At 59.8% G+C, this 19,857-nt stretch carries 16 protein-coding genes and 1 pseudogene; 15 read left to right on the top strand and 2 right to left on the bottom strand.

Annotated elements, in window-relative coordinates; translation table 11 throughout:
• Positions 1-58: 58 nt before the first annotated feature.
• From ACR0ER_RS02500 to ACR0ER_RS02430, 15 genes and pseudogenes are all read left to right on the top strand, one after another.
• Positions 59-865, top strand: a pseudogene (locus ACR0ER_RS02500) (pseudouridine synthase); the annotation flags it as partial.
• Between the two features lie 177 nt (positions 866-1,042).
• Positions 1,043-1,957, top strand: a complete 915-nt coding sequence (locus tag ACR0ER_RS02495) for a 5-bromo-4-chloroindolyl phosphate hydrolysis family protein (protein ID WP_480767580.1) — start codon at positions 1,043-1,045, stop codon at positions 1,955-1,957.
• Positions 1,958-1,987: 30 nt separating this feature from the next.
• Positions 1,988-3,178: a toxic anion resistance protein gene (locus ACR0ER_RS02490; protein WP_480767579.1), complete on the top strand. Its 1,191-nt coding sequence runs from the start codon at positions 1,988-1,990 to the stop codon at positions 3,176-3,178.
• Positions 3,153-4,148, top strand: coding sequence for a DUF2927 domain-containing protein (locus ACR0ER_RS02485; protein ID WP_480767578.1), 996 nt, complete (start codon positions 3,153-3,155; stop codon positions 4,146-4,148). Before ACR0ER_RS02490 ends, ACR0ER_RS02485 begins: the two co-directional genes overlap by 26 nt.
• Before the next feature lie 22 nt (positions 4,149-4,170).
• Complete coding sequence (locus tag ACR0ER_RS02480) at positions 4,171-5,319, top strand: SPFH domain-containing protein (RefSeq protein WP_480767577.1); 1,149 nt, start codon at positions 4,171-4,173, stop codon at positions 5,317-5,319.
• A gap of 35 nt (positions 5,320-5,354) precedes the next feature.
• Positions 5,355-6,446 (top strand): TFIIB-type zinc finger domain-containing protein, encoded by a 1,092-nt coding sequence (locus ACR0ER_RS02475; protein ID WP_480767576.1) that lies wholly within the window; start codon positions 5,355-5,357, stop codon positions 6,444-6,446.
• Between the two features lie 91 nt (positions 6,447-6,537).
• Complete coding sequence (locus ACR0ER_RS02470) at positions 6,538-7,206, top strand: nitroreductase (RefSeq protein ID WP_480767575.1); 669 nt, start codon at positions 6,538-6,540, stop codon at positions 7,204-7,206.
• A gap of 25 nt (positions 7,207-7,231) precedes the next feature.
• Positions 7,232-7,669: a D-aminoacyl-tRNA deacylase gene (gene dtd / locus ACR0ER_RS02465; protein ID WP_480767574.1), complete on the top strand. Its 438-nt coding sequence runs from the start codon at positions 7,232-7,234 to the stop codon at positions 7,667-7,669.
• Complete coding sequence (locus ACR0ER_RS02460) at positions 7,669-8,772, top strand: DUF4147 domain-containing protein (protein WP_480767573.1); 1,104 nt, start codon at positions 7,669-7,671, stop codon at positions 8,770-8,772. The genes dtd and ACR0ER_RS02460 overlap by 1 nt, the downstream gene beginning before the upstream one ends.
• Before the next feature lie 51 nt (positions 8,773-8,823).
• Positions 8,824-10,815, top strand: coding sequence for a CocE/NonD family hydrolase (locus ACR0ER_RS02455; RefSeq protein WP_480767572.1), 1,992 nt, complete (start codon positions 8,824-8,826; stop codon positions 10,813-10,815).
• Positions 10,816-10,935: 120 nt separating this feature from the next.
• Positions 10,936-12,522, top strand: coding sequence for an ABC transporter substrate-binding protein (locus tag ACR0ER_RS02450; RefSeq protein WP_170331785.1), 1,587 nt, complete (start codon positions 10,936-10,938; stop codon positions 12,520-12,522).
• Positions 12,523-12,537: 15 nt separating this feature from the next.
• Complete coding sequence (locus ACR0ER_RS02445; protein ID WP_170331787.1) at positions 12,538-13,494, top strand: ABC transporter permease; 957 nt, start codon at positions 12,538-12,540, stop codon at positions 13,492-13,494.
• Positions 13,494-14,309, top strand: coding sequence for an ABC transporter permease (locus tag ACR0ER_RS02440; RefSeq protein WP_480767571.1), 816 nt, complete (start codon positions 13,494-13,496; stop codon positions 14,307-14,309). The genes ACR0ER_RS02445 and ACR0ER_RS02440 overlap by 1 nt, the downstream gene beginning before the upstream one ends.
• Complete coding sequence (locus ACR0ER_RS02435) at positions 14,306-15,943, top strand: ABC transporter ATP-binding protein (protein WP_170331791.1); 1,638 nt, start codon at positions 14,306-14,308, stop codon at positions 15,941-15,943. Before ACR0ER_RS02440 ends, ACR0ER_RS02435 begins: the two co-directional genes overlap by 4 nt.
• A 142-nt stretch (positions 15,944-16,085) precedes the next feature.
• The gene (locus ACR0ER_RS02430; RefSeq protein ID WP_480767570.1) at positions 16,086-16,922 is read left to right on the top strand and encodes an alkaline phosphatase family protein; all 837 of its coding nucleotides are present in this window, start codon (positions 16,086-16,088) and stop codon (positions 16,920-16,922) included.
• Between the two features lie 4 nt (positions 16,923-16,926).
• Here ACR0ER_RS02430 and ACR0ER_RS02425 read toward each other — a convergent pair whose 3' ends face one another.
• Both ACR0ER_RS02425 and ACR0ER_RS02420 read right to left on the bottom strand, forming a co-directional pair.
• Positions 16,927-17,850 carry an alpha/beta hydrolase gene (locus ACR0ER_RS02425; RefSeq protein WP_480767569.1) on the bottom strand — a complete coding sequence of 308 codons (924 nt, stop codon included), beginning with the start codon at positions 17,848-17,850 and terminating at the stop codon, positions 16,927-16,929.
• A 13-nt stretch (positions 17,851-17,863) separates the two neighbouring features.
• A complete protein-coding gene (locus tag ACR0ER_RS02420) occupies positions 17,864-19,753 on the bottom strand; it encodes an acyl-CoA synthetase (RefSeq protein WP_480767568.1) in 1,890 nt (629 codons plus the stop codon).
• Positions 19,754-19,857 lie beyond the last annotated feature (104 nt).

Below are 19,857 nucleotides of genomic sequence, written 5' to 3'. Positions count from 1 at the left end.
CCTGACTGCTACAGAAACCTGCCTTTCGCAAGCGGGCGGGATGCGCTATGGGCTGCGGATGACCAAAACCCCTCCTCCCGGCGACCGGATCGCCAAAGTCCTTGCCCGCGCAGGTATCGCCTCGCGCCGTGAAGCGGAACGCATGATCGAAGCCGGTCGTGTGACCGTGAATGGCAAGACCATCGACAGCCCCGCCCTGAACGTCACCGGCAAAGACAAGATCACCGTGGACGGCAAACCGGTGTCCGAACCGGAACCCTCGCGCCTGTGGCTCTATCACAAGCCACCCGGTCTGGTGACGACGACGCGCGACGAAAAGGGCCGCGCGACCATTTTCGACAACCTGCCCGAAGACATGCCCCGCGTCATGAGCGTTGGGCGGCTCGACCTGAACTCGGAAGGGTTGCTGCTGCTGACCAACGATGGCGGCATCAAGCGCAAGCTGGAATTGCCATCCACCGGATGGCTGCGCAAATACCGCGTAAGAGTGAATGGAAGGCCTAAGGACGAGGATTTTGCACCGCTACGCAAGGGTTTGGTGATAGATGGTGAGCGGTTTCTGCCCATGGATGTCTCGCTGGACCGTCAGCAGGGCGCAAACGCCTGGCTGACCATCGGCCTGCGCGAAGGCAAGAACCGCGAGATTCGCCGCGCGATGGAAGATATCAGCTATGCGGTGAACCGCCTGCTGCGCGTCTCCTACGGGCCATTTCAGCTGGGCAGTCTGAAACCGGGAGAGGTTGAGGAAATCCGCCGCCGCGTGATGCGCGATCAGTTGGGATTGGACGCGGAACCCGAAACCAAGCCGAGACGTCCGGCGCGACCGCAAAGAAAACGGGCACCTGTCGGCAAGAAATCTCGCAAGTGACGCGGGTTTAGCAACCTTCCCCCTAGCGCCAAGCCCTCGTATCGCCTAAATTTTCCGTGAGCGTTGCTTTTGGGGGGCGTCATGTCAGGGACCGGAGTTCAAAAACTGGCCTACGCGGCCCTGTTGGTGCTGTTGTTCGGTGTCTGCACCGGCGTGCTGGGGGGCCTGTAGCGCATGTCACAGCGATATGGCGGAAAATTCAGCCCTCAAGGCGGTGGGTCTGACGACGACAAACCGCCGCGCGGACAATTCCACGGCGCACGGGTCGAGCCGGCCGGCGCACGGGTCAACATTTTGTTCCTGCCCGCCATTCCGCTGGTGTTTCTGTCGCTGAACGACGGTGCAGTCGGGATGACGATTGGGCTGATCGCAGCAGGATTGCTGACCGGTGCGGCCTTTCTGCTGCGCGAGGGCCTGCGTGCCGAGGCCGCCTTTAACGCACGCCGCACCGCTCGCCGCCCAGCCTTTCCCCGCAAGATTTTCGCCAGCGTTCTAACCGGCCTTGGTACTGCGCTGGCCGCCTATCGGTCCGAGTATCTGGACGCCGAGACCGCCGCTCAGGCCAGTCTGGTGGCCCCTATCCTGTTTGGCGCGGTGGCCACGGTGCTGCATTCAGTGTCTTTCGGGTTGGACCCGATGAAGGACAAGGGCATGGAAGGGATCGATACCTTTCAACAGGACCGCGTCGCCCGTGTGGTCGAAGACGCCGAAACGCATCTGTCCGAAATGACCGACGCCATAAAGCGCGCCGGCGATCGCCGGGTTGAGGCACGGGTCGAACGTTTTCAGGACACCGCGCGCGATCTGTTCCGCACGGTTGAAGAAGACCCGCGTGATCTGGCCGGTGCCCGTAAATACCTGACCGTCTATCTGCAGGGCGCGCGCGACGCGACGGTGAAGTTTGCAGACGTATATGCCCGCACGCGGGATTCGCAGGCGCTGGCCGACTACACCGCCCTGCTCGACGATCTGGAACAGAATTTCGCGGCCCGTACCCGCAAGATGCTTTTGGATGACCGCAGTGATCTGACGGTTGAAATTGACGTATTGCGCGAGCGGTTGCAGCGCGAAGGTGTCCGGTTGGACTGACCGGACAGTTATTTGAGAAAGGATTACCCCATGTCCGATGCAATCAAGAACAAGGCAGTCGAGGCCGAAACGTTGGTTCAGGAAGTAACCGCCGTTGCTCTGCCCGAGCCTGTTGCCGAAGTTGTCTCTCTTGAAGAAGCAGACGAACCTGTCAGCGCCGAAATCCGCAAGCGGATGGACGAAATCGACATGGAGAATACCAACTCGATCGTCTCTTTCGGATCGTCCGCGCAGGCTGAGCTGCAGGAGATCAGCCAGGCGATGCTGGCGGATGTGCGCAACAAGGATGTGGGTCCCGCCGGGGACAGCCTGCGTAACATCGTGACCACGATCCGCGGCTTTTCGGTCAGCGAACTGGATGTGCGCCGCGAACGCAGCTGGTGGGAGAAACTGATGGGCCGTGCCGCGCCTTTCGCCAAGTTCACTGCTCAGTACGAAGAGGTCCAGGGGCAAATCGACCGTATCACCGACGACCTGCTGGGTCATGAGCACACGCTGTTGAAAGACATTAAGTCGCTCGACCTGCTTTATGAAAAGACGCTGGGGTTCTATGACGAGTTGGCGCTTTACATCGCGGCGGGTGAGGAAAAGCTGACCGAGCTGGACAGCCACGACATCCCGGAAAAAGAGGCCGAGGTTCAGGCGGCTCCCGAAGAAGAACAGGTCATGAAAGCGCAGGAACTGCGTGACATGCGCGCCGCGCGGGATGATCTGGAACGCCGTGTGCACGACCTGAAACTGACCCGTCAGGTGACGATGCAGTCGCTGCCCTCGATCCGGCTGGTGCAGGAAAACGACAAATCCCTGGTAACCAAGATCAACTCGACGCTGGTGAACACCGTGCCGCTGTGGGAGACCCAACTGGCGCAGGCGGTCACCATCCAGCGCAGCGCCGAAGCCGCCGCCGCCGTGCGTGACGCCAATGATCTGACCAACGAACTGCTGACCTCGAACGCCGCCAACCTGCGCGATTCGAACAAGATGATCCGCGAGGAAATGGAGCGTGGCGTGTTCGATATCGAAGCGGTCAAACAGGCCAATGCTGACCTGATCGGCACGATCAACGAAAGCCTCGCCATCGCGGACGAAGGAAAGGCCAAACGCGCCGCCGCCGAGCAGGAATTGCAGAAGATGGAGGCTGAGCTGCGTGACACGCTGGCCTCGGCCAAGGCGCGTCAGGACGGCATCGGCGACAATGCCGGAACGGCTGTTCCGAGCTGACGGCGGGCTGCGCGTGCGGGAATTGGGATATCTGAAACCTATATTGGGTTTTGTCGCGCTGTTGGCTTTGGCCAACTGCGATGAAACGTTGACGTCTTCGGTTGTTCCGCAACCGCGCCCAGTGGCACCCGCGCCTGCGCCCAACGCCTACGTCCCTCCGTCCGCGGCCAGTCAGGATCTGGCCCGGTTCTATCAGCGGGTTGAGCGTGACCTGCTGACCCGTGGTCTGCTGCGCACAGACGGTGGCGGCCCCGATACGCCTTATGACGCCGACGACCTGGCGCGCAATTTCGAGGCCATTGCCTTTTACAGTGAGTATCCCGACCACGCGGTGACCGCATCTTCGCGCAAGACGGACGGACAGCTCAGCCGGTGGACTGGTCCGGTCCGCGTACAGACTGAATTCGCCCCGTCGGTCGCGCCCGAAGCGCGCAAACAGGATGCCGCGCAGGTCGAAGCCTACACGGCGCGGCTGGCCAAATTGACCGATCACCCGATTTCGGTGGTTAATCGCAAAGCCAACTTCCACGTGTTCTTTGCGGGCAAGGATGACAGCAGCTATGTGGTCATGCGGCTCAAGCAGTTGATCCCGAATATCGGTCAAGCCTCGCTGGATCTGGTCGCTAACCCGCGCGCCAATATCGACTGTTTCGTGTTTGCATCGGCCACCAGTACGGCGCCCAACCGATATGTACGTGCGGTGACGCTGATCCGCACTGAACTGCCCGATCTGTTGCGCCGCAGTTGCATCCATGAAGAGATTGCACAGGGCCTTGGACTGTCGAATGACAGCCCCGCCGCGCGCCCGTCGATTTTCAACGACGATGATGAGTTTGCGCTGCTGACCAGCCATGACGAAAAACTACTGACAATGCTCTACGACCCGCGCCTGGAACTCGGAGTGAAGGCCGAGGACGCCCGCCCCGTGGTGCGGATCATTGCACGCGAATTGATGGGCCAGCAGCTCTGAGCCCAAAGAAAAGGAGACACCAATGGGTATTTTCGATTTTCTGACCGGAGAATTTATCGACGTCATTCACTGGGTCGACGATACACGCGACACCATGGTCTGGCGGTTCGAACGTGAAGGGCATGAGATCAAATACGGCGCCAAGCTGACTGTGCGCGAAGGTCAGGCGGCGGTCTTCGTGCATGAAGGGCAGTTGGCGGATGTATTCACGCCGGGTCTTTATATGCTTGAAACAAACAACATGCCGATCATGACGACCCTGCAGCATTGGGATCATGGTTTTCAGTCTCCGTTCAAGTCCGAGATCTATTTCGTCAATACGACGCGCTTCAATGATCTGAAATGGGGCACCAAAAACCCGATCATGCTGCGCGATCCCGAGTTCGGCCCGACCCGTATTCGGGCATTCGGCACCTACACGATCCGAGTCAAAGACCCCGCAAAATTCATGGTCGAGATCGTGGGCACCGATGGTGAGTTCACCATGGATGAGATCAGCTTTCAGATCCGCAACATCATCGTGCAGGAGTTTAGTCGCGTCATCGCAGGATCCGGCATTCCGGTTCTGGACATGGCCGCAAACACTGCCGATCTGGGCAAGCTGATCGCGGCTGAGGTTTCCCCAGTGTTGGACAGCTATGGGCTGGAAATGCCTGAGTTTTACATCGAAAACATCTCACTTCCGCCTGCGGTCGAGGCGGCGCTGGACAAGCGAACCTCAATGGGGTTGGCGGGCGATCTGGGCAAGTTCACCCAGTATTCGGCGGCCGAGGCGATGACCGCCGCCGCCAACAATCCCGGTCAAGGCGGCGGTATGGGCGCGGGTCTTGGTATGGGGATGGGAATGGCGATGGCCAACCAAATGGCAAACATGGCAGCGGGTCAACCGAGTGGCCCGTGGGGCAGTTCCGCCCCCGCTGCCCCGCAACCGACAGCGCATGCGGCACCGCCGCCCCCTCCGCCCGTTGAACATGTGTGGCATATCGCGGTCGATGGGCAGACCAGCGGCCCATTCTCGAAAGCGAAGATGGGCCGAATGGCGACAGATGGCGAGATCACTCGCGACACCCATGTCTGGACTGCCGGTCAGGACGGTTGGAAAAAGGCCGGAGACGTGCAGGAACTGGCGCAACTGTTTACGATCCTGCCGCCGCCACCGCCCGGAGCCTGATCCTTCGGGCACCAGCGAAGTAACAGGGTTGCACGATGACCGAAGAACACAGATTTCCCTGCGAGCAATGCGGCGCGGATTACCGGTTCAACCCCGCTGATGGCAGTTTGACCTGTGATCACTGCGGGCATTCCGAGGCAATCGGCGCTGGCCCGTGGGGTGGCGCCAGCCTCAAAGAACTCGATTTTATCGCAGCTGTCGCGGACCGCCTGCCGGACACCGAGATCGAAGAAACGCGCGTTCTGTCCTGCCCCAACTGCGCGGCTCAGGTCGAGTTCGACCCCGCCACACACGCCGCTGAATGCCCGTTCTGTGCAACCCCGGTGGTCACCGATACCGGCGTCAATCGGCACATCAAACCGCGCGGGGTGATGCCCTTTGCTTTGGATGAGCGCGCGGCGCACAAGGCGATGGCGGACTGGCTGGGGCGGCTGTGGTTTGCGCCGAACGGGTTGAAGGATTACGCACGCAAAGGTCGCAAGATGCAGGGTATCTATGTGCCCTACTGGACGTTTGATGCCGACACACAGTCGAGCTATCGCGGTGAGCGTGGCACTGTCTATTACGAAACCCGAACCGTCATGCGCGACGGCAAACGCGTGCAGCAGCAGGTGCCCAAGGTGCGGTGGACTCCGAAATCCGGGCGGGTGAAGCGATTCTTTGACGATGTGCTTGTGCTGGCTTCACGGTCTTTGCCCAAAAGCTACACCGACGCGCTTGAGCCTTGGGATTTACCCGCGCTGGAGCCCTATCAGCCGGAGTATCTGGCGGGGTTTCGGGCCGAGGCTTACACCGTCGAATTGCAGGAAGGATATTCAGAGGCGCGCGGATATATGGCGCGGGTTATTGAGCGGGACGTGCGTTTTGACATTGGTGGCGACCGTCAGCGGATACACGCGATTGACACGGATGTGCGGGATGTGACCTTCAAGCATATCCTTCTGCCGGTTTGGATGGCTGCCTACAAATATCGCGGCCAGACCTATCGCTTTGTCGTCAACGGCCGCACCGGCCGCGTTCAGGGCGAACGCCCCTGGTCGGCTATCAAGATCACCATCGCCGTTCTTTTGGGCCTGCTTGTGGCGGCCGGTGTCGGGTATCTGATGGCGGCGGGTCAACAAGGGTGAAATGACCCAAAAACCAACAATTGTTAGCGCTTGAACTTCCCCCCGGCAGACGCCATTCTGCGCCGCGTCAACGCCGAGCGGGGAGGCCTGTGTGACGCTATCCGATCTGAACCAATTGCTGACAGCGCGGCATTCATGCCGCGCATTCCTTCCCGACCCGGTCCCAAGGGAAAAAATCGAACAAATCCTGACCAGCGCCGCACGTGTACCCAGCTGGTGTAATGCCCAACCGTGGCATGTGGTAGTCACCAACGGCGAAGAAACTGAACAGTTTCGCGCGGCACTGCAAAAAGAAGCCATGACCGGCGCACCTGCCCCGGACGTGCCCTTTCCAATATCTTACTCAGGTGCATACCAAGACCGCCGCCGCGCATGCGGTTGGGCCTTGTATGATGCGGTAGGTGTTGAACGCGGCGATCGCGCGGCCTCAGCCCGGCAGATGATGGAAAACTTCTCACTGTTCGGGGCACCGCATTGCGCGATCATCACTAGCCCGAAGGAACTTGGGGCCTATGGCGCGCTGGATTGCGGTGGGTTCGTCACAGCGTTCTCATTGGCTGCACAGGCGCTTGGCGTCGCCACGATCCCGCAGGCGGCGGTCGCCACCTACAGCCCGTTCCTGCGCCGCTATTTTGACATCCCGGACGACCGGATGATTTTGTGCGCGATTTCCTTTGGCTATGCGGATAAAGAACACCCAGCCAACAGCTTTCGTACCGACCGCGCTGATCTGAGTGAGATTGTCGAATGGGTCGGGTAACGGACGCAGCAAGCGGAGAGTTAATTTGCGCGCTTTAGTACAGCGAGTTTCACACGCCAGCGTATCGGTAGCCGGCAAAACCATCGGCCAGACCGGGCCGGGGTTGATGGTTTTGGTCTGCGCGATGCAGGGCGATGATGAGAAAAAGGCGGATCAGATGGCCGCCAAGGTCTCGAAACTGCGGATATTCAAGGATGACGCAGGGAAAATGAACCGGTCGGTGAAAGATATCGATGGATCGGCGCTGGTGATTAGCCAGTTCACGCTGGCCGCGGACACCTCGCGCGGCAACCGACCGGGCTTTTCCGAAGCGGCGGCACCGGACCTCGGCAAGCATCTGTATGAGGTCTTCGCCCAGCGGCTTGCGGCGCATGGCGTGCCCGTCGAAACCGGTGAATTCGGGGCGGATATGGCAGTAGAGCTGGTCAATGACGGACCAGTCACGATTTGGATGGAAAGCTGATGGACAGAAAAGAACAGGCAATTCGCATCTGGCAGGCCGGTGTCGATGCGGTGGGTGGCCACGCAGCGACCAGCAAAGTACTGCACGATATCCCCGAACCAGATCAGATTCTGGCCGTGGGCAAACCCGCTGCCGCCATGGCCCGCGCCGCGCTGGAACATTTCGGCCCGCGCCCAACGCTTGTTGTCACCAAAGACGACCACGGCCGTGACCTGCCGGATCACGTTTCGGTAATCGAGGCGTCCCATCCCGTTCCCGACAGCCGCAGCCTTCAGGGCGGTCAGGCCCTGCGCAAGGCAGTCGAAGCGATGCAGGCGGGCTCGCACTTGCTGTTGCTGGTGTCGGGTGGGGCGTCGTCTCTGGCCGAGGATTTGCTGCCGGGTAAAACGCTGTCCGATCTGGAGCAGTTGAACAAACAGCTGCTGGCCGAGGGGCTGGACATCACGGCCATGAACGCCGAACGCCGCAAGCTATCGAGGATTAAAGGCGGTGGGCTTCTGTCTCACTTCCAAGGGGAAAAGGCGACCGTGCTGGCAATCTCGGATGTGCCCGGGGACGACCTGAATGTTGTCGGTTCGGGGATCGGCGCACTGCCGGAGAGCTATGACTTTCAGGCGACCACGCAAATCGTTGCTTCAAATGCTCATGCCCGCGCGGCCGCTGGGGAATTGGCGCAGCACGAGGACCTGAAGGTGCTCGCCAACGAGGAATGTCTGCATGATGATTTTCTGAAAGTTGCCGAAACGCTGGGTGAGCGTCTTCGCTCCATGCCCAGCGGCGTCATGGTTTTTGGTGGAGAGCCAACCGTTGTTCTGCCCGACAACCCGGGGCGCGGCGGGCGCAATCAAGGACTTTCCCTGGCACTGGCCCGCGAGATTGCAGGGATCGAAGGGCTTACCGTGGTCGTGGGCGGCACCGATGGAACGGATGGCCCAACAGATGCCGCCGGGGCGATCATTGACGGAACCACTTGGGGCGATGGCGCTGAACAAGCGCTGCAAAAGGCGGACAGCGGCAGTTTTCTGGATCAAGCAGGCGCGCTGCTGATAACCGGCCCCACAGGCACCAACGTAATGGACTTGCTTGTCGCAATCCGCGACTGATCTGACGATTTTGACCCAACTTGTTTTGCAATTCCCCCGGACAGTGTTGGAATGACGCCGCCAGCCAACGCGCTACGCACCATCGAAGACCTTCCTGACGTTGGCATTGAAATGCCGGACGGTTGTCACTTGTCCGCGCGCGTCTGGCGCCCTGTGGATGCAGCGGAACACCCAGTCCCCGCCATTCTTGAATTTCTGCCCTATCGCAAACGCGACGGAACGACGGTGCGTGATGCACTAACCCACCCGTGGCTTGCCGAGCGCGGCTATGCCTGCATTCGCGTCGATATGCGCGGCAATGGTGACAGCGAAGGCTTGATGGAGGACGAATACACCCAGCAAGAGCTGGACGATGCCGTCGCCACGATCAACTGGCTGGCTCAGCAACCCTGGTGTACCGGCAAGATTGGGATGATGGGAATCAGCTGGGGCGGGTTCAACGCACTTCAGGTAGCTGCGCTGCAGCCCGAGCCCTTGAAGGCGATCATCACCTTGTGTTCCACCGCCGACCGTTATGCGGACGACATCCACTATAAAGGTGGCTGTCTGCTGAATGAGAATCTGGGCTGGGGCGCGACGATGTGGTCCTACTCGTCCCGTCCACCCGATCCCGATCTGCGCGAGAACTGGCGTGAAATGTGGCTGGAACGGCTGGAGCATGAGCCGTTTCTGCCATCGGTCTGGCTGCGCCACCAACGGCGGGACGCGTATTGGCAGCACGGCTCGGTCTGCGAAGATTTCAACGCGATCCAGGCGGCAACTCTGGCGATCGGCGGCTGGGGGGATGCCTATAAAAACACTGTGCCTTTGCTGGTTGAGCAATTGACGGCCCCGGTCAAAGGGATCGTGGGGCCGTGGGTGCATAAGTACCCTCACTTCGCGGTGCCCGAACCGCGGATCGGATTTCTGCAGGAAGCTCTGCGCTGGTGGGATCACTGGCTGAAAGGCATCGATACAGGCGTCGACGAAGACCCGGCCTACCGTGCCTATCTGATGGACGGCGTTCGACCGCAGCGCTGGTATAGCGAACGACCCGGGCGTTGGATTGCCGAGACCAGTGGGGCCACATCCCACCTGCCCGGCCTGATACTGGGCTTGTCAGATGCCGGTTTGGGGCCCGACGGCCCATTAGACGTTCGGGTGCGTTCACCACAGACCTGCGGTATGGAGGGCGGGGAATACTGCGCCATCTGGCTGGGCCCCGACATGCCCGGAGATCAGCGCTCGGACGACGCGCTGTCGGCCTGTTTCGACGGCGCACCGCTGGCTGAGGACATGGACATCGTGGGCGCTCCGCGCATCCGTCTGCGGCTGAGCGCCGACCGCCCGCAGGCACAGATTGCCGTTCGGCTGAACCATGTACACCCGGATGGGGTCTCGACACGCATTACTTATGGCGTGCTGAACCTGTCGCATCGCGACAGCCACGCGGAACCCACACCCCTGACGCCGGGCACCGAATATGACGTCTCACTGGACCTGGATCACATAGCCTATCGCGTACCCAAGGGGCATAGGCTGCGGGTCGCAATCTCCAGCGCCTATTGGCCGCTGATCTGGCCATCGCCCGAACGCACCGAACTGCACCTCACGCAGGGCGACATCACCATACCGCAACGCCCGACTACCAATAACGAATATGCGTTTCCACAGCCCGATTCGGCACCGCCTCTGGATCAGACCTCACTGCGCGCTCCGCGCAATTCGCGGCGGGTGGAAACGGACATGAACTCGGGCGAAACCCACCTGATTATCGAGGATGACTTTGGTCTGGTCATCAACACCGAACACGGTCTGACCCACGGCGGAACGGCGCATGAACGCTGGACGATCCACCCGGACGATCCCCTCTCTGCCCGGGGGTATTGCAAATGGACGCAAGAAATTAGCCGGAACGGTATCGATCTGCGCACCGAAACTTCCTGCGAGATGTGGACGGATCAGCATTCCTTTTTCCTCAAGGCCCGCATGGATGCCTTTGAGGGCGAAAAACTGGTATCAACCAAGCAACTGGAGGATGCCGTACCTCGGGATCAAATGTGATGCCGGTCGCTCAAGTGTCAGACATTTGTTCTTGCCCGCCCGACCGAATTACGCCTACTTTGACTCATGCGTCAATAAAAAGCCCAAAAGGGCAACAATCCACTCAACTGGGAGACCATAATGAACGAACAAATCACTCACATGACCAAGCAGGTCACAGCTGGCAAGCTGACCCGCCGCGAATTCATGGGGAAAGCTGCGGCTTTGGGTGTTTCTGCGGCCATGGCCAGCACCATGTTTGCAGACGCCGCGCGCGCGGCTGGCCCGAAAAAGGGTGGCGACCTTAAATTTGGCCTGCAGGGTGGCGAGTCCACCAACTCGCTGGACCCGGCAACCTATGCAAGTTCGGTTCCGTTCCAGAACGGCAAACAATTTGGCGACCAACTGGTCGAAGTTGCGCCTGACGGCACGATCGAACCGCGTCTGGCCGAAAGCGTTGAAGGCAGCGCCGACGCCAAGGTCTGGACCTTCAAGCTGCGTCAGGGCGTTGAATTCCACAACGGCAAGACCATGACCAGCGAAGACGTGCTGAAAACCATGGAACGCCACTCGAACGAAGATTCGAAATCCGGTGCCCTGGGCATCATGAAGGGCATCGAATCGATGAAGGCCGACGGCGACAACTTCCAGGTCACTCTGACCGAGCCGAACGCTGACCTGCCCTATCTGATGGCCGACTATCACCTGATCATTCAGCCGGATGGCGGAATGGAAGACCCCGCCGCTGGCATCGGTACCGGCCCCTATCAGGTCGAAGTCAATGAACCCGGCGTCCGCCACGTGTACAAAAAGTTCGCCAACCACTGGAACCCGGATTTCGGTAATTTCGACAGCGTCGAAGTAGTGGTCATCAACGACGCAACCGCCCGTACGGCCGCACTGCAGTCCGGTCAGGTCCACGCGATCAACCGGGTCGAGCCGAAGGTGGCCGATCTGCTGGGCCGCGCACCTAACCTGACGGTGCATTCGACCGCTGGCCGTGGTCACTATGTGTTCATCATGCACTGCGACACCGCGCCGTTCGACAACAACGAACTGCGTCTTGCACTGAAGCACGCGATCAACCGTCAGGAACTGGTCGACAAGGTCCTGCGTGGCTATGGCACCGTGGGCAACGACATGCCGGTCAATGCGGCCTACCCGCTGTTCGACGGCTCGATCCCGCAGCGTGAGTTCAGCATCGAAAAAGCGGCCGAGCATTACAAGAACTCGGGGCATGACGGTTCGCCAATCATCCTGCGCGTTGCCGATGGCGCCTTCCCGGGTGCAGTGGATGCCGCAGCTCTGTTCCAGCAGACCGCTGCTCAGGCTGGTATCCCGCTGGAAATCAAGCGCGAGCCCAACGATGGCTACTGGTCCGAGGTTTGGAACGTTCAGCCCTTCTGCGCGTCCTACTGGGGCGGCCGTCCAGTACAGGACCAGATGTATTCGACCGCGTATCTGTCGACTGCAGACTGGAACGACACCCGCTTCAAGGTTCCGGCATTCGACGAGATGCTGTTCCAGGCGCGTGCCGAACTGGACAATGACAAGCGCAAGGACATCTACAGCCAGATGGGCATGATGGTCCGCGACGAAGGCGGCCTGATCTGCCCGATGTTCAACGACTTTGTCGAGGGTGTTAGCAATCAACTGGAAGGTTGGGAAAGCGACCCAACCCAAGAGATGATGAACGGCAACATGTCCCGCAAGATGTGGTTCGCCTGATAGGAACCGCGGATCATGCATCCCATCATCAAACTGGTTTCCCAGCGCCTAGCGCTGGGAATCCTGCTTCTCTTCGGTGCATCGGCTCTGATTTTCGGCCTCACCGAAGCCCTTCCCGGGGACGCGGCGCAAGCTGTCCTTGGCCAATCCGCAACCCCCGAGGCGCTGGCAAACCTGCGCGAGGAAATGGGCCTCAACCGTCCCGCTCTGACCCGCTATTTCGAATGGCTGGGCGGCATCTTACAAGGTGATCTGGGTCAATCTCTGACAAACAAGCTCGACATCGCTGAGAGCATCGGCAAACGACTGGGGAACACCCTGTTCCTGGCCTGTGTCGCTGCAATCGTGTCGGTTCCTCTTGCCATCTTTTTGGGCCTGCTGGCGGTCCGGTACCGCAATCGCTGGCCGGATAAACTGATCTCCGCTATCACCCTTACAACAGTTTCTATCCCGGAATTCCTGATCGGTTACGTGGTGATTTACTTTATCTCAGTGAAACTGGGCTGGTTTTCATCACTCGCAATGATCAACGAGTCGATGTCCTTCGGCGAAAAACTCAATGCGATCGCGCTGCCTGCCTTCGTCCTGACGCTGGTGGTGCTGGCGCAGATGATGCGAATGACCCGTGCCGCGATCCTGAACCTGATGCAGTCGGCTTATATCGAAACGGCTGAACTGAAGGGCCTGTCGAACTTTCAGGTCATCGCACGCCATGCCTTCCCCAACGCGATCTCTCCTATCGTCAACGTCGTTATGCTGAACCTCGCCTATCTGGTCGTGGGCGTCGTCGTTGTCGAGGTGGTGTTCGTCTATCCCGGCATGGGGCAATATCTGGTGGACTCGGTGACCAAACGTGACGTGCCGGTCGTTCTGGCCTGCGGTGTCGTATTTGCTGCCGTTTATATCGGGCTGAACATGGTGGCCGATATTGTGTCGATCCTTGCCAACCCAAGACTGAGGCATCCGAAATGATGAAGAATATTCCTATTTCGGCGATGATCGGTCTGTTTTTCACCGGGCTTTACTTTTTCATCGCCTTCGCGGCGCCGCTGATTGCGCCCTATGGCATGGCCGAAGTGGTCGGTGATGTTTGGGAACCCTCAAGCGCCGAACACCTGCTGGGCACTGACAATATCGGGCGCGATCTGTTGACCCGCATGATCTATGGCGGACGCACGACGATCTTCATCGCTGCTGCAGCCACGATCCTCAGCTTTGTCACCGGCACGTCGCTGGGCTTGCTGGCGGCTGTTCTCGGCGGCTGGGCTGATCAGGTGCTTAGCCGGACGGTTGACCTGATCATGTCGATCCCGACGCTGATCTTGGCCCTGGTTATCCTGGCGATTGTTCCGGTAACTGTTCCGATCCTGATCCTGGTGATGGGCCTGCTGGACGCCACACGTCCCTATCGTCTGTCGCGCTCTGTCGCCGTGGACATCAACGTGATGGACTATGTCGAAGCCGCCAAGCTGCGCGGTGAAGGTAGGGGCTGGATCATTTTCCGGGAAATCCTGCCCAACGCTCTGTCGCCTCTGGTGGCTGAGTTCGGTCTGCGGTTTATCTTCATGGTTCTGTTCATCTCGACCCTGTCCTTCCTAGGTCTGGGCGTTCAGCCGCCACTGGCGGACTGGGGCGGCATTGTGAAGGAAAACAAGGACGGCATCGTCTATGGCATCGGCGCGGCGCTGTACCCCGCTGTGGCCATCGCGACGCTGGCCATCTCGGTCAACCTCGTGGCTGACTGGGTCCTGAACCGTACCACATCGCTGAAAGGAGGCCGGGGATGAGTGATATCCTTCTCAAGGTCCGCGACCTCAAGATCGGCGCGACCGTCTATCCGCCAGGCGAAAAGCCCCATGACATCGAAATCGTGCACGGGGTCAGCTTTGACCTCGAACGCGGCAAGGTGCTGGGTCTGATCGGCGAATCCGGTGCCGGCAAATCCACCATCGGTCTGGCCTCAATGGCCTATGGCCGGGGTGGTGTGAAAATCACCGGTGGCGAGGTCTGGGTGAACGGGCGCGATATCCTCAAGACGTCTCATGGGGATATCCGCAAGCTGCGCGGGGGCGAGGTCACCTATGTGTCCCAATCCGCCGCCGCGTCGTTCAACCCGGCCAAGAAGATCATGGATCAGGTGGTCGAAGCGGCTGTCGAACAGAAGAAGTTCTCGCGGAAAGAGGCCGAAGGCCGCGCGCGTGAACTGTTCGCTAAGCTGGGTCTGCCCGACCCTGACAATATCGGTGATCGCTACCCGCACCAGGTTTCGGGCGGTCAGCTGCAGCGGTGTATGACAGCACTGGCACTGTGTCCCGAGCCTGATCTGGTGGTGTTCGACGAACCTACGACCGCCTTGGACGTGACCACTCAGATCGATGTTCTGATGGCCATCAAGGAAGCTATCGCAGCGACCGGCGTTGCCGCGCTCTACATTACCCACGACCTTGCGGTTGTGGCGCAGGTGAGCGACGACATCATGGTTCTGCGGATGGGCAATACGGTCGAATACGGCAACACCGATCAGATCATCAACAAGCCGCAGGAAGACTATACCAAGGCGCTGGTCTCGGTCCGGTCGATCGAGCACGAAGAGAAAAAGCCCACACCCGAAGCGGTGCTGAGCGTTGACGGGATCACCGCACGCTACAAGGGTCTGAACTTCGACGTGCTCCACAACGTCAATGTTGAGCTTCATCCGGGGCAGACGCTGGCGGTTGTGGGTGAATCCGGCTCTGGCAAGTCGACACTGGCCCGTGTGATCACCGGCCTGCTGCCCCCGCGTGATGGTGAGATCACCTTTAACGGGCGCAAACTGAGCCCCGATCTGAAGGGCCGTTCGCTGGAAGATCTGCGTGAGCTTCAGATGATCTATCAGATGGCTGACACGGCGATGAATCCGCGTCAGACCGTCGGCACGATCATCGGCCGCCCGTTGGAGTTCTACTTCAACATGCGCGGTGCCGAAAAACGTAAGCGGATCGTCGAATTGTTGGATGAGATCGAACTGGGCGAGAAGTTCATCGATCGCTATCCGGCGGAACTGTCCGGTGGTCAGAAACAGCGTGTCTGTATCGCGCGGTCTCTGGCGGCCAAGCCCAAGATGATCATCTGTGATGAGGTCACCTCGGCCCTCGACCCGCTGGTCGCGGACGGCATCCTCAAATTGCTCCTGGACCTGCAGCAGATTGAGGACGTGGCCTATCTGTTCATCACCCACGATCTGGCGACGGTCCGTGCGATCAGCGACAGCATCGCGGTGATGTATCAGGGCCGCGTGGCGCGGTACGGGTCGAAGAGCGAGGTGCTGAGCCCGCCGTTCGACGACTATACCGACCTGCTGCTCAGCTCGGTGCCCGAGATGCATCTGGGCTGGCTGGAAGAGGTTGTCGCCCACCGCAAGATGGAGAGCGCGGGGAACTGATCCCCGCCCTCATAAAAGCTTCGAAATCCCGGCATCTGTCACAAACAGGTGTCGGGATTTTGCTATTCGGGGCGCGAATTGGCAGCCCATGCGTAGCGAATCCCCTAGGGTCGCCTGAAGTGTTTAAGAAAAGGGTCAGACTATGGACCGCAAACTCCTCCTCATCATTCTGGACGGCGTCCCTTGGCGCAATTTTCGCCGGTTGTTCGGCAATCTCGAAGGCTGGGTCGAGAGTGGCGAGGCCCGCGTATGGAAGCTGCGCGCGGTCCTGCCTTCGACCTCGGCCAGTTGTTATGCCTCGATCCATACCGGTGTCACACCGCAGGAACACGGCTGCACCGGTAATGGCAATGTCTTCCGCCTGAGCCATAAGGACGTGTTCAGTCAGGTGCGTGAGGCAGGCGGTGTGACCGGGGCCGTGACCCATAGCTATTGGTCGCAGTTCTTCAACCGCCACCCTTTCGATTATGTGCGCGATGTCGAATACGACGAACCCGAAAGCAAGACCATCAACCATGGTCGGTTCCACACCATGACTGGCTATGGCAAAGCCAATCAGATGACACCGTGTGATGTGGACCTGTTCGCGTCTCTGACCAACCTGTGTCTGCGCTTTGGGCTGGATTACGGCATCCTGCACACCTGCACGCTGGACAGCATGGGCCACCGGTTCTTCCACGATTGCGAGGAAATGGACCACGCCTGTTTTGTGATGGATGAGATGCTGGCCCCTTTCATCCCGCGTTGGCGGCAGTTGGGGTATGAGGTCATCGTCACCGCCGATCATGGTCAGGATGAGCGCGGCCATCATGGCGGACGCAGCCCGCTGCAACAGGAAACCGCGTTGTACTACTTTGGTGACGCAGAAGGTCCCGAGGTGGACACGGTCATCGACCAGTTACAGCTAGCCCCCACGATTCTGAACCGCGTGGGCGCACCAATTGCCGAAACGATGAAGGCCGCGCCATTCCTGAAATAAGGAGTCAATCGTAGGGCCAGATCTCTTGGCCCAACGCCTCGATGGCGATGGAAATCCGCTCGAAACTGTCTGCGGCGCGCTTGACCGAGGTCCGCGCCCGCAGATAGCCATGCACGAGGCCGGGCTCATTGAGCCAATGCGCATCCCCCCCGGCTGCCGCGATTTGCTCGCAATAGATCGCCCCGTCATCGCGCAGCGGATCGCAGTCCGCCGTCACCACCACGGTCGGCGGCAGGGCCGAGAAATCGGTATCGTGCAAAGGCGCAAATGTTGGATCGTTTTGCGGAACCGTGCCGCCACAGCGGACTTTCTCGTAGAACTTGATTTCATCCAGCGTCAAAAGCGGCGCGTGAGCGTGTTCTATATATGATCCCGTAGACGTATCTCCACCCAGTCCAGGATAGATCAGAACCTGCCCCAGCATGCCCTCAAGCCGCCCGCGACCAAAATGTGCAACCGCAGCCGCTAGGTTCCCCCCGGCGCTGTCTCCGGCCAGAACCATGGGGTCACCGAACTCGGTGGCTGCCCAGTTCGTGGCAGTCCAACTGTCATCAAACTGGGCGGGATGCACATGTTCGGGGCACAGACGGTAATCTACGGCAACCACCCGATACCCGGTCTGCGCGCAAATCTCGGCGCAGACGTCATCGTGGCTGTCCAGCCCACCGACAACAAAACCGCCGCCATGAAAATAGACGACGGTTCGCGTTGGATCTCCGGCGGTGTAAACGCGGACAGGCACGCCATCGGCGGACCTGTCCTGCACATTCAGACCCGGAGGCCGGGGTTGGCGAAAGTCCTGACACATCTCGTTATAGACGCGGCGCTGATCCTCGATTGTTAGATCGACCGCGTCGTCAGGATAGCTTTCAGCCGTTCGCCTTATGAACGCCCAGGTTTCTTCATCAATCAGACGTTCATAATCCATTGTTCCTCCGCGGTCAGGCAGCCCATTCCCATGGCCGGGTGAACGATCCCAGCACCTTACCGACATCGTCGTCCGAGGAACCGTTGGCGTCAAGCTGCGCGACAAGCCCGCGCTTCTTGTCGTCGATCACCGACACCACACGTGCATCCACCCCGGCCTTTTCAAGCGCGCCGTTATAGATGCGGGTGATTGCCTGTTTGCGGAGCTCGGGCTTGAACACCTTGCCCACGGCGGTTTTCGGCAGTTCATCCAAAATCGTCATGTGCTTGGGTTGCGCCGCGCGCTCATGGACATGCACGCTACAATACTCCATCAGCTCTTTTTCAGTCACGCTGGCCCCGTCGACCAGTTCGACAAAGGCGCAAGGCACCTCGCCCGAATAAGAGTCGGGCTGGCCGATGGCCCCGGCAAAGGCCACAGCGTCGTGCCCCAGCAGAACCTCTTCGATCTCGGCCGGGTCGATGTTGTGGCCGCCGCGGATGATCAGGTCCTTGGCGCGGCCGGTGATCCACAGATAACCATCCTCGTCAAACCGCCCCAGATCGCCGGTGCGCAGGTATTTGTCGAAGTGGTAGAGGTCCACGTTCTTGTCGGCCTCTGTATAGGTGTTGCCCGCATAGACACCGGGGTTCGAGATACAGATTTCGCCGATCTCATTTGCGGGTGATTCTACCGGCCCATCCGGCCCGTCCTGAAGAATTTTGACGTCCGTATAGGGGAACGGAATCCCGATCGAGCCGATCTTCTTTTCACCATCCACCGGGTTGCACGAAACCAGACAGGTCGCCTCGGTCAGGCCATAGCCTTCGACGATGGTCACGCCAGTTGCATCTTCAAAGCGGCGGAACAGTTCAACCGGCAACGGGGCCGAGCCCGAGAATGCCGTTTTCACGGTTGAGATATCCGCATCCACCGGGCGCTGCATCTTGGCGGCAATTGCGGTGGGCACGGTGATGATAAAGGACACTTTCCAGCGCTCGATCAACTTCCAGAAATTGTCGAACACCCCGTCGCCGCGATACCCGGCTGGGGTCGGGAAGACCACATGCGCACCCGACGACACGGCCGCCATCACGATCACGTGCACGGCAAAGACGTGGAACATGGGCAGCGGGCACATGATCACGTCTTCTTCGGAAAACAGCAGCGTGTTGCCCAGCCAGCCGTTATAGATCAGGCCAGAATACTTGTGCTGTGCCACCTTGGGCATACCCGTGGTGCCGCCAGTGTGGAAATAGCAGGCAACACGGTCTTCCTTGCTGTCCTCGAAGGTCAGCGTCGTGGGTTGCTTGGCCAGTTCCTGATTGAAGTTCTTGTAATCCGCATGGGCCAGATGCTCTTTGTCGCCCATCTTGGGGCGCAGGAACGGCACCAGCCAGGATTTCGGCGGCGTCAGGTATCGGGTGAGGTCAATCTCCAGAATGGTGTTGACCTTGGGTGCGTGGCGCACCGCCTCTTCGACCTTTTGCGCGACATCGGTTTTGGGGAAGGACTTCAGCGTCACCACCACCTTGGCCCCGGTTTCACGAAGGATCGCGGCGATCTGTTCGGGTTCCAGCAGCGGGTTGATCGGATTGACGATCCCGGCCACTGCGCCGCCCATCAGGGTGATCAGCGTCTCGTTACAGTTGGGCAGCACGTAGGCCACCACATCCTTTTCGCCGATGCCCAAGGACCGGAACAGGTTGGCGGCCTGATTGACCTTGCCCAGCAGTTCGGACCAGGTCAGCGTCTCAGCCTTATCGGTCGGGCCGGACAACAGCTGAAAGCTCATCGCATTGCTGTTGGGGAATTTTTCCGCCGTACGTGACAGCAACTGGTGGAAGGTGACCGGTACATCGCGGTCCTCCCACGACATTTCCTGCTCCATCCTTGCCTTGTCTTCCAAACCCACAAAGGCCATGTGGTTCCTCCCTTATCTCTCCCGTGTCCAGCGCGGGTTTTGTATCCACCGCCAAGATGGAAGCAAAACCGCGCAGGTTCAAGAAAGGCCTTAGCTGCGAAGAC

Source organism: Ruegeria sp. CH8, from assembly GCF_056536985.1.
Note: the sequence above shows the minus strand (reverse complement) of the source record. Positions and strands in the feature narration are given on the sequence as shown.

What these genes read in the sequence shown, in the direction of transcription:
- ACR0ER_RS02475 (WP_480767576.1), top strand. Translation starts at nt 5,355, where the DNA reads ATGACCGAAGAACACAGATTTCCCTGCGAGCAATGCGGCGCGGATTAC.
- ACR0ER_RS02430 (WP_480767570.1), top strand. Translation starts at nt 16,086, where the DNA reads ATGGACCGCAAACTCCTCCTCATCATTCTGGACGGCGTCCCTTGGCGC.
- ACR0ER_RS02435 (WP_170331791.1), top strand. Translation starts at nt 14,306, where the DNA reads ATGAGTGATATCCTTCTCAAGGTCCGCGACCTCAAGATCGGCGCGACC.
- ACR0ER_RS02445 (WP_170331787.1), top strand. Translation starts at nt 12,538, where the DNA reads ATGCATCCCATCATCAAACTGGTTTCCCAGCGCCTAGCGCTGGGAATC.
- ACR0ER_RS02450 (WP_170331785.1), top strand. Translation starts at nt 10,936, where the DNA reads ATGAACGAACAAATCACTCACATGACCAAGCAGGTCACAGCTGGCAAG.
- ACR0ER_RS02425 (WP_480767569.1), bottom strand. Translation starts at nt 17,850, where the DNA reads ATGGATTATGAACGTCTGATTGATGAAGAAACCTGGGCGTTCATAAGG.
- ACR0ER_RS02495 (WP_480767580.1), top strand. Translation starts at nt 1,043, where the DNA reads ATGTCACAGCGATATGGCGGAAAATTCAGCCCTCAAGGCGGTGGGTCT.
- ACR0ER_RS02420 (WP_480767568.1), bottom strand. Translation starts at nt 19,753, where the DNA reads ATGGCCTTTGTGGGTTTGGAAGACAAGGCAAGGATGGAGCAGGAAATG.
- ACR0ER_RS02440 (WP_480767571.1), top strand. Translation starts at nt 13,494, where the DNA reads ATGAAGAATATTCCTATTTCGGCGATGATCGGTCTGTTTTTCACCGGG.
- ACR0ER_RS02485 (WP_480767578.1), top strand. Translation starts at nt 3,153, where the DNA reads ATGCCGGAACGGCTGTTCCGAGCTGACGGCGGGCTGCGCGTGCGGGAA.
- ACR0ER_RS02480 (WP_480767577.1), top strand. Translation starts at nt 4,171, where the DNA reads ATGGGTATTTTCGATTTTCTGACCGGAGAATTTATCGACGTCATTCAC.
- ACR0ER_RS02460 (WP_480767573.1), top strand. Translation starts at nt 7,669, where the DNA reads ATGGACAGAAAAGAACAGGCAATTCGCATCTGGCAGGCCGGTGTCGAT.
- ACR0ER_RS02455 (WP_480767572.1), top strand. Translation starts at nt 8,824, where the DNA reads ATGACGCCGCCAGCCAACGCGCTACGCACCATCGAAGACCTTCCTGAC.
- ACR0ER_RS02490 (WP_480767579.1), top strand. Translation starts at nt 1,988, where the DNA reads ATGTCCGATGCAATCAAGAACAAGGCAGTCGAGGCCGAAACGTTGGTT.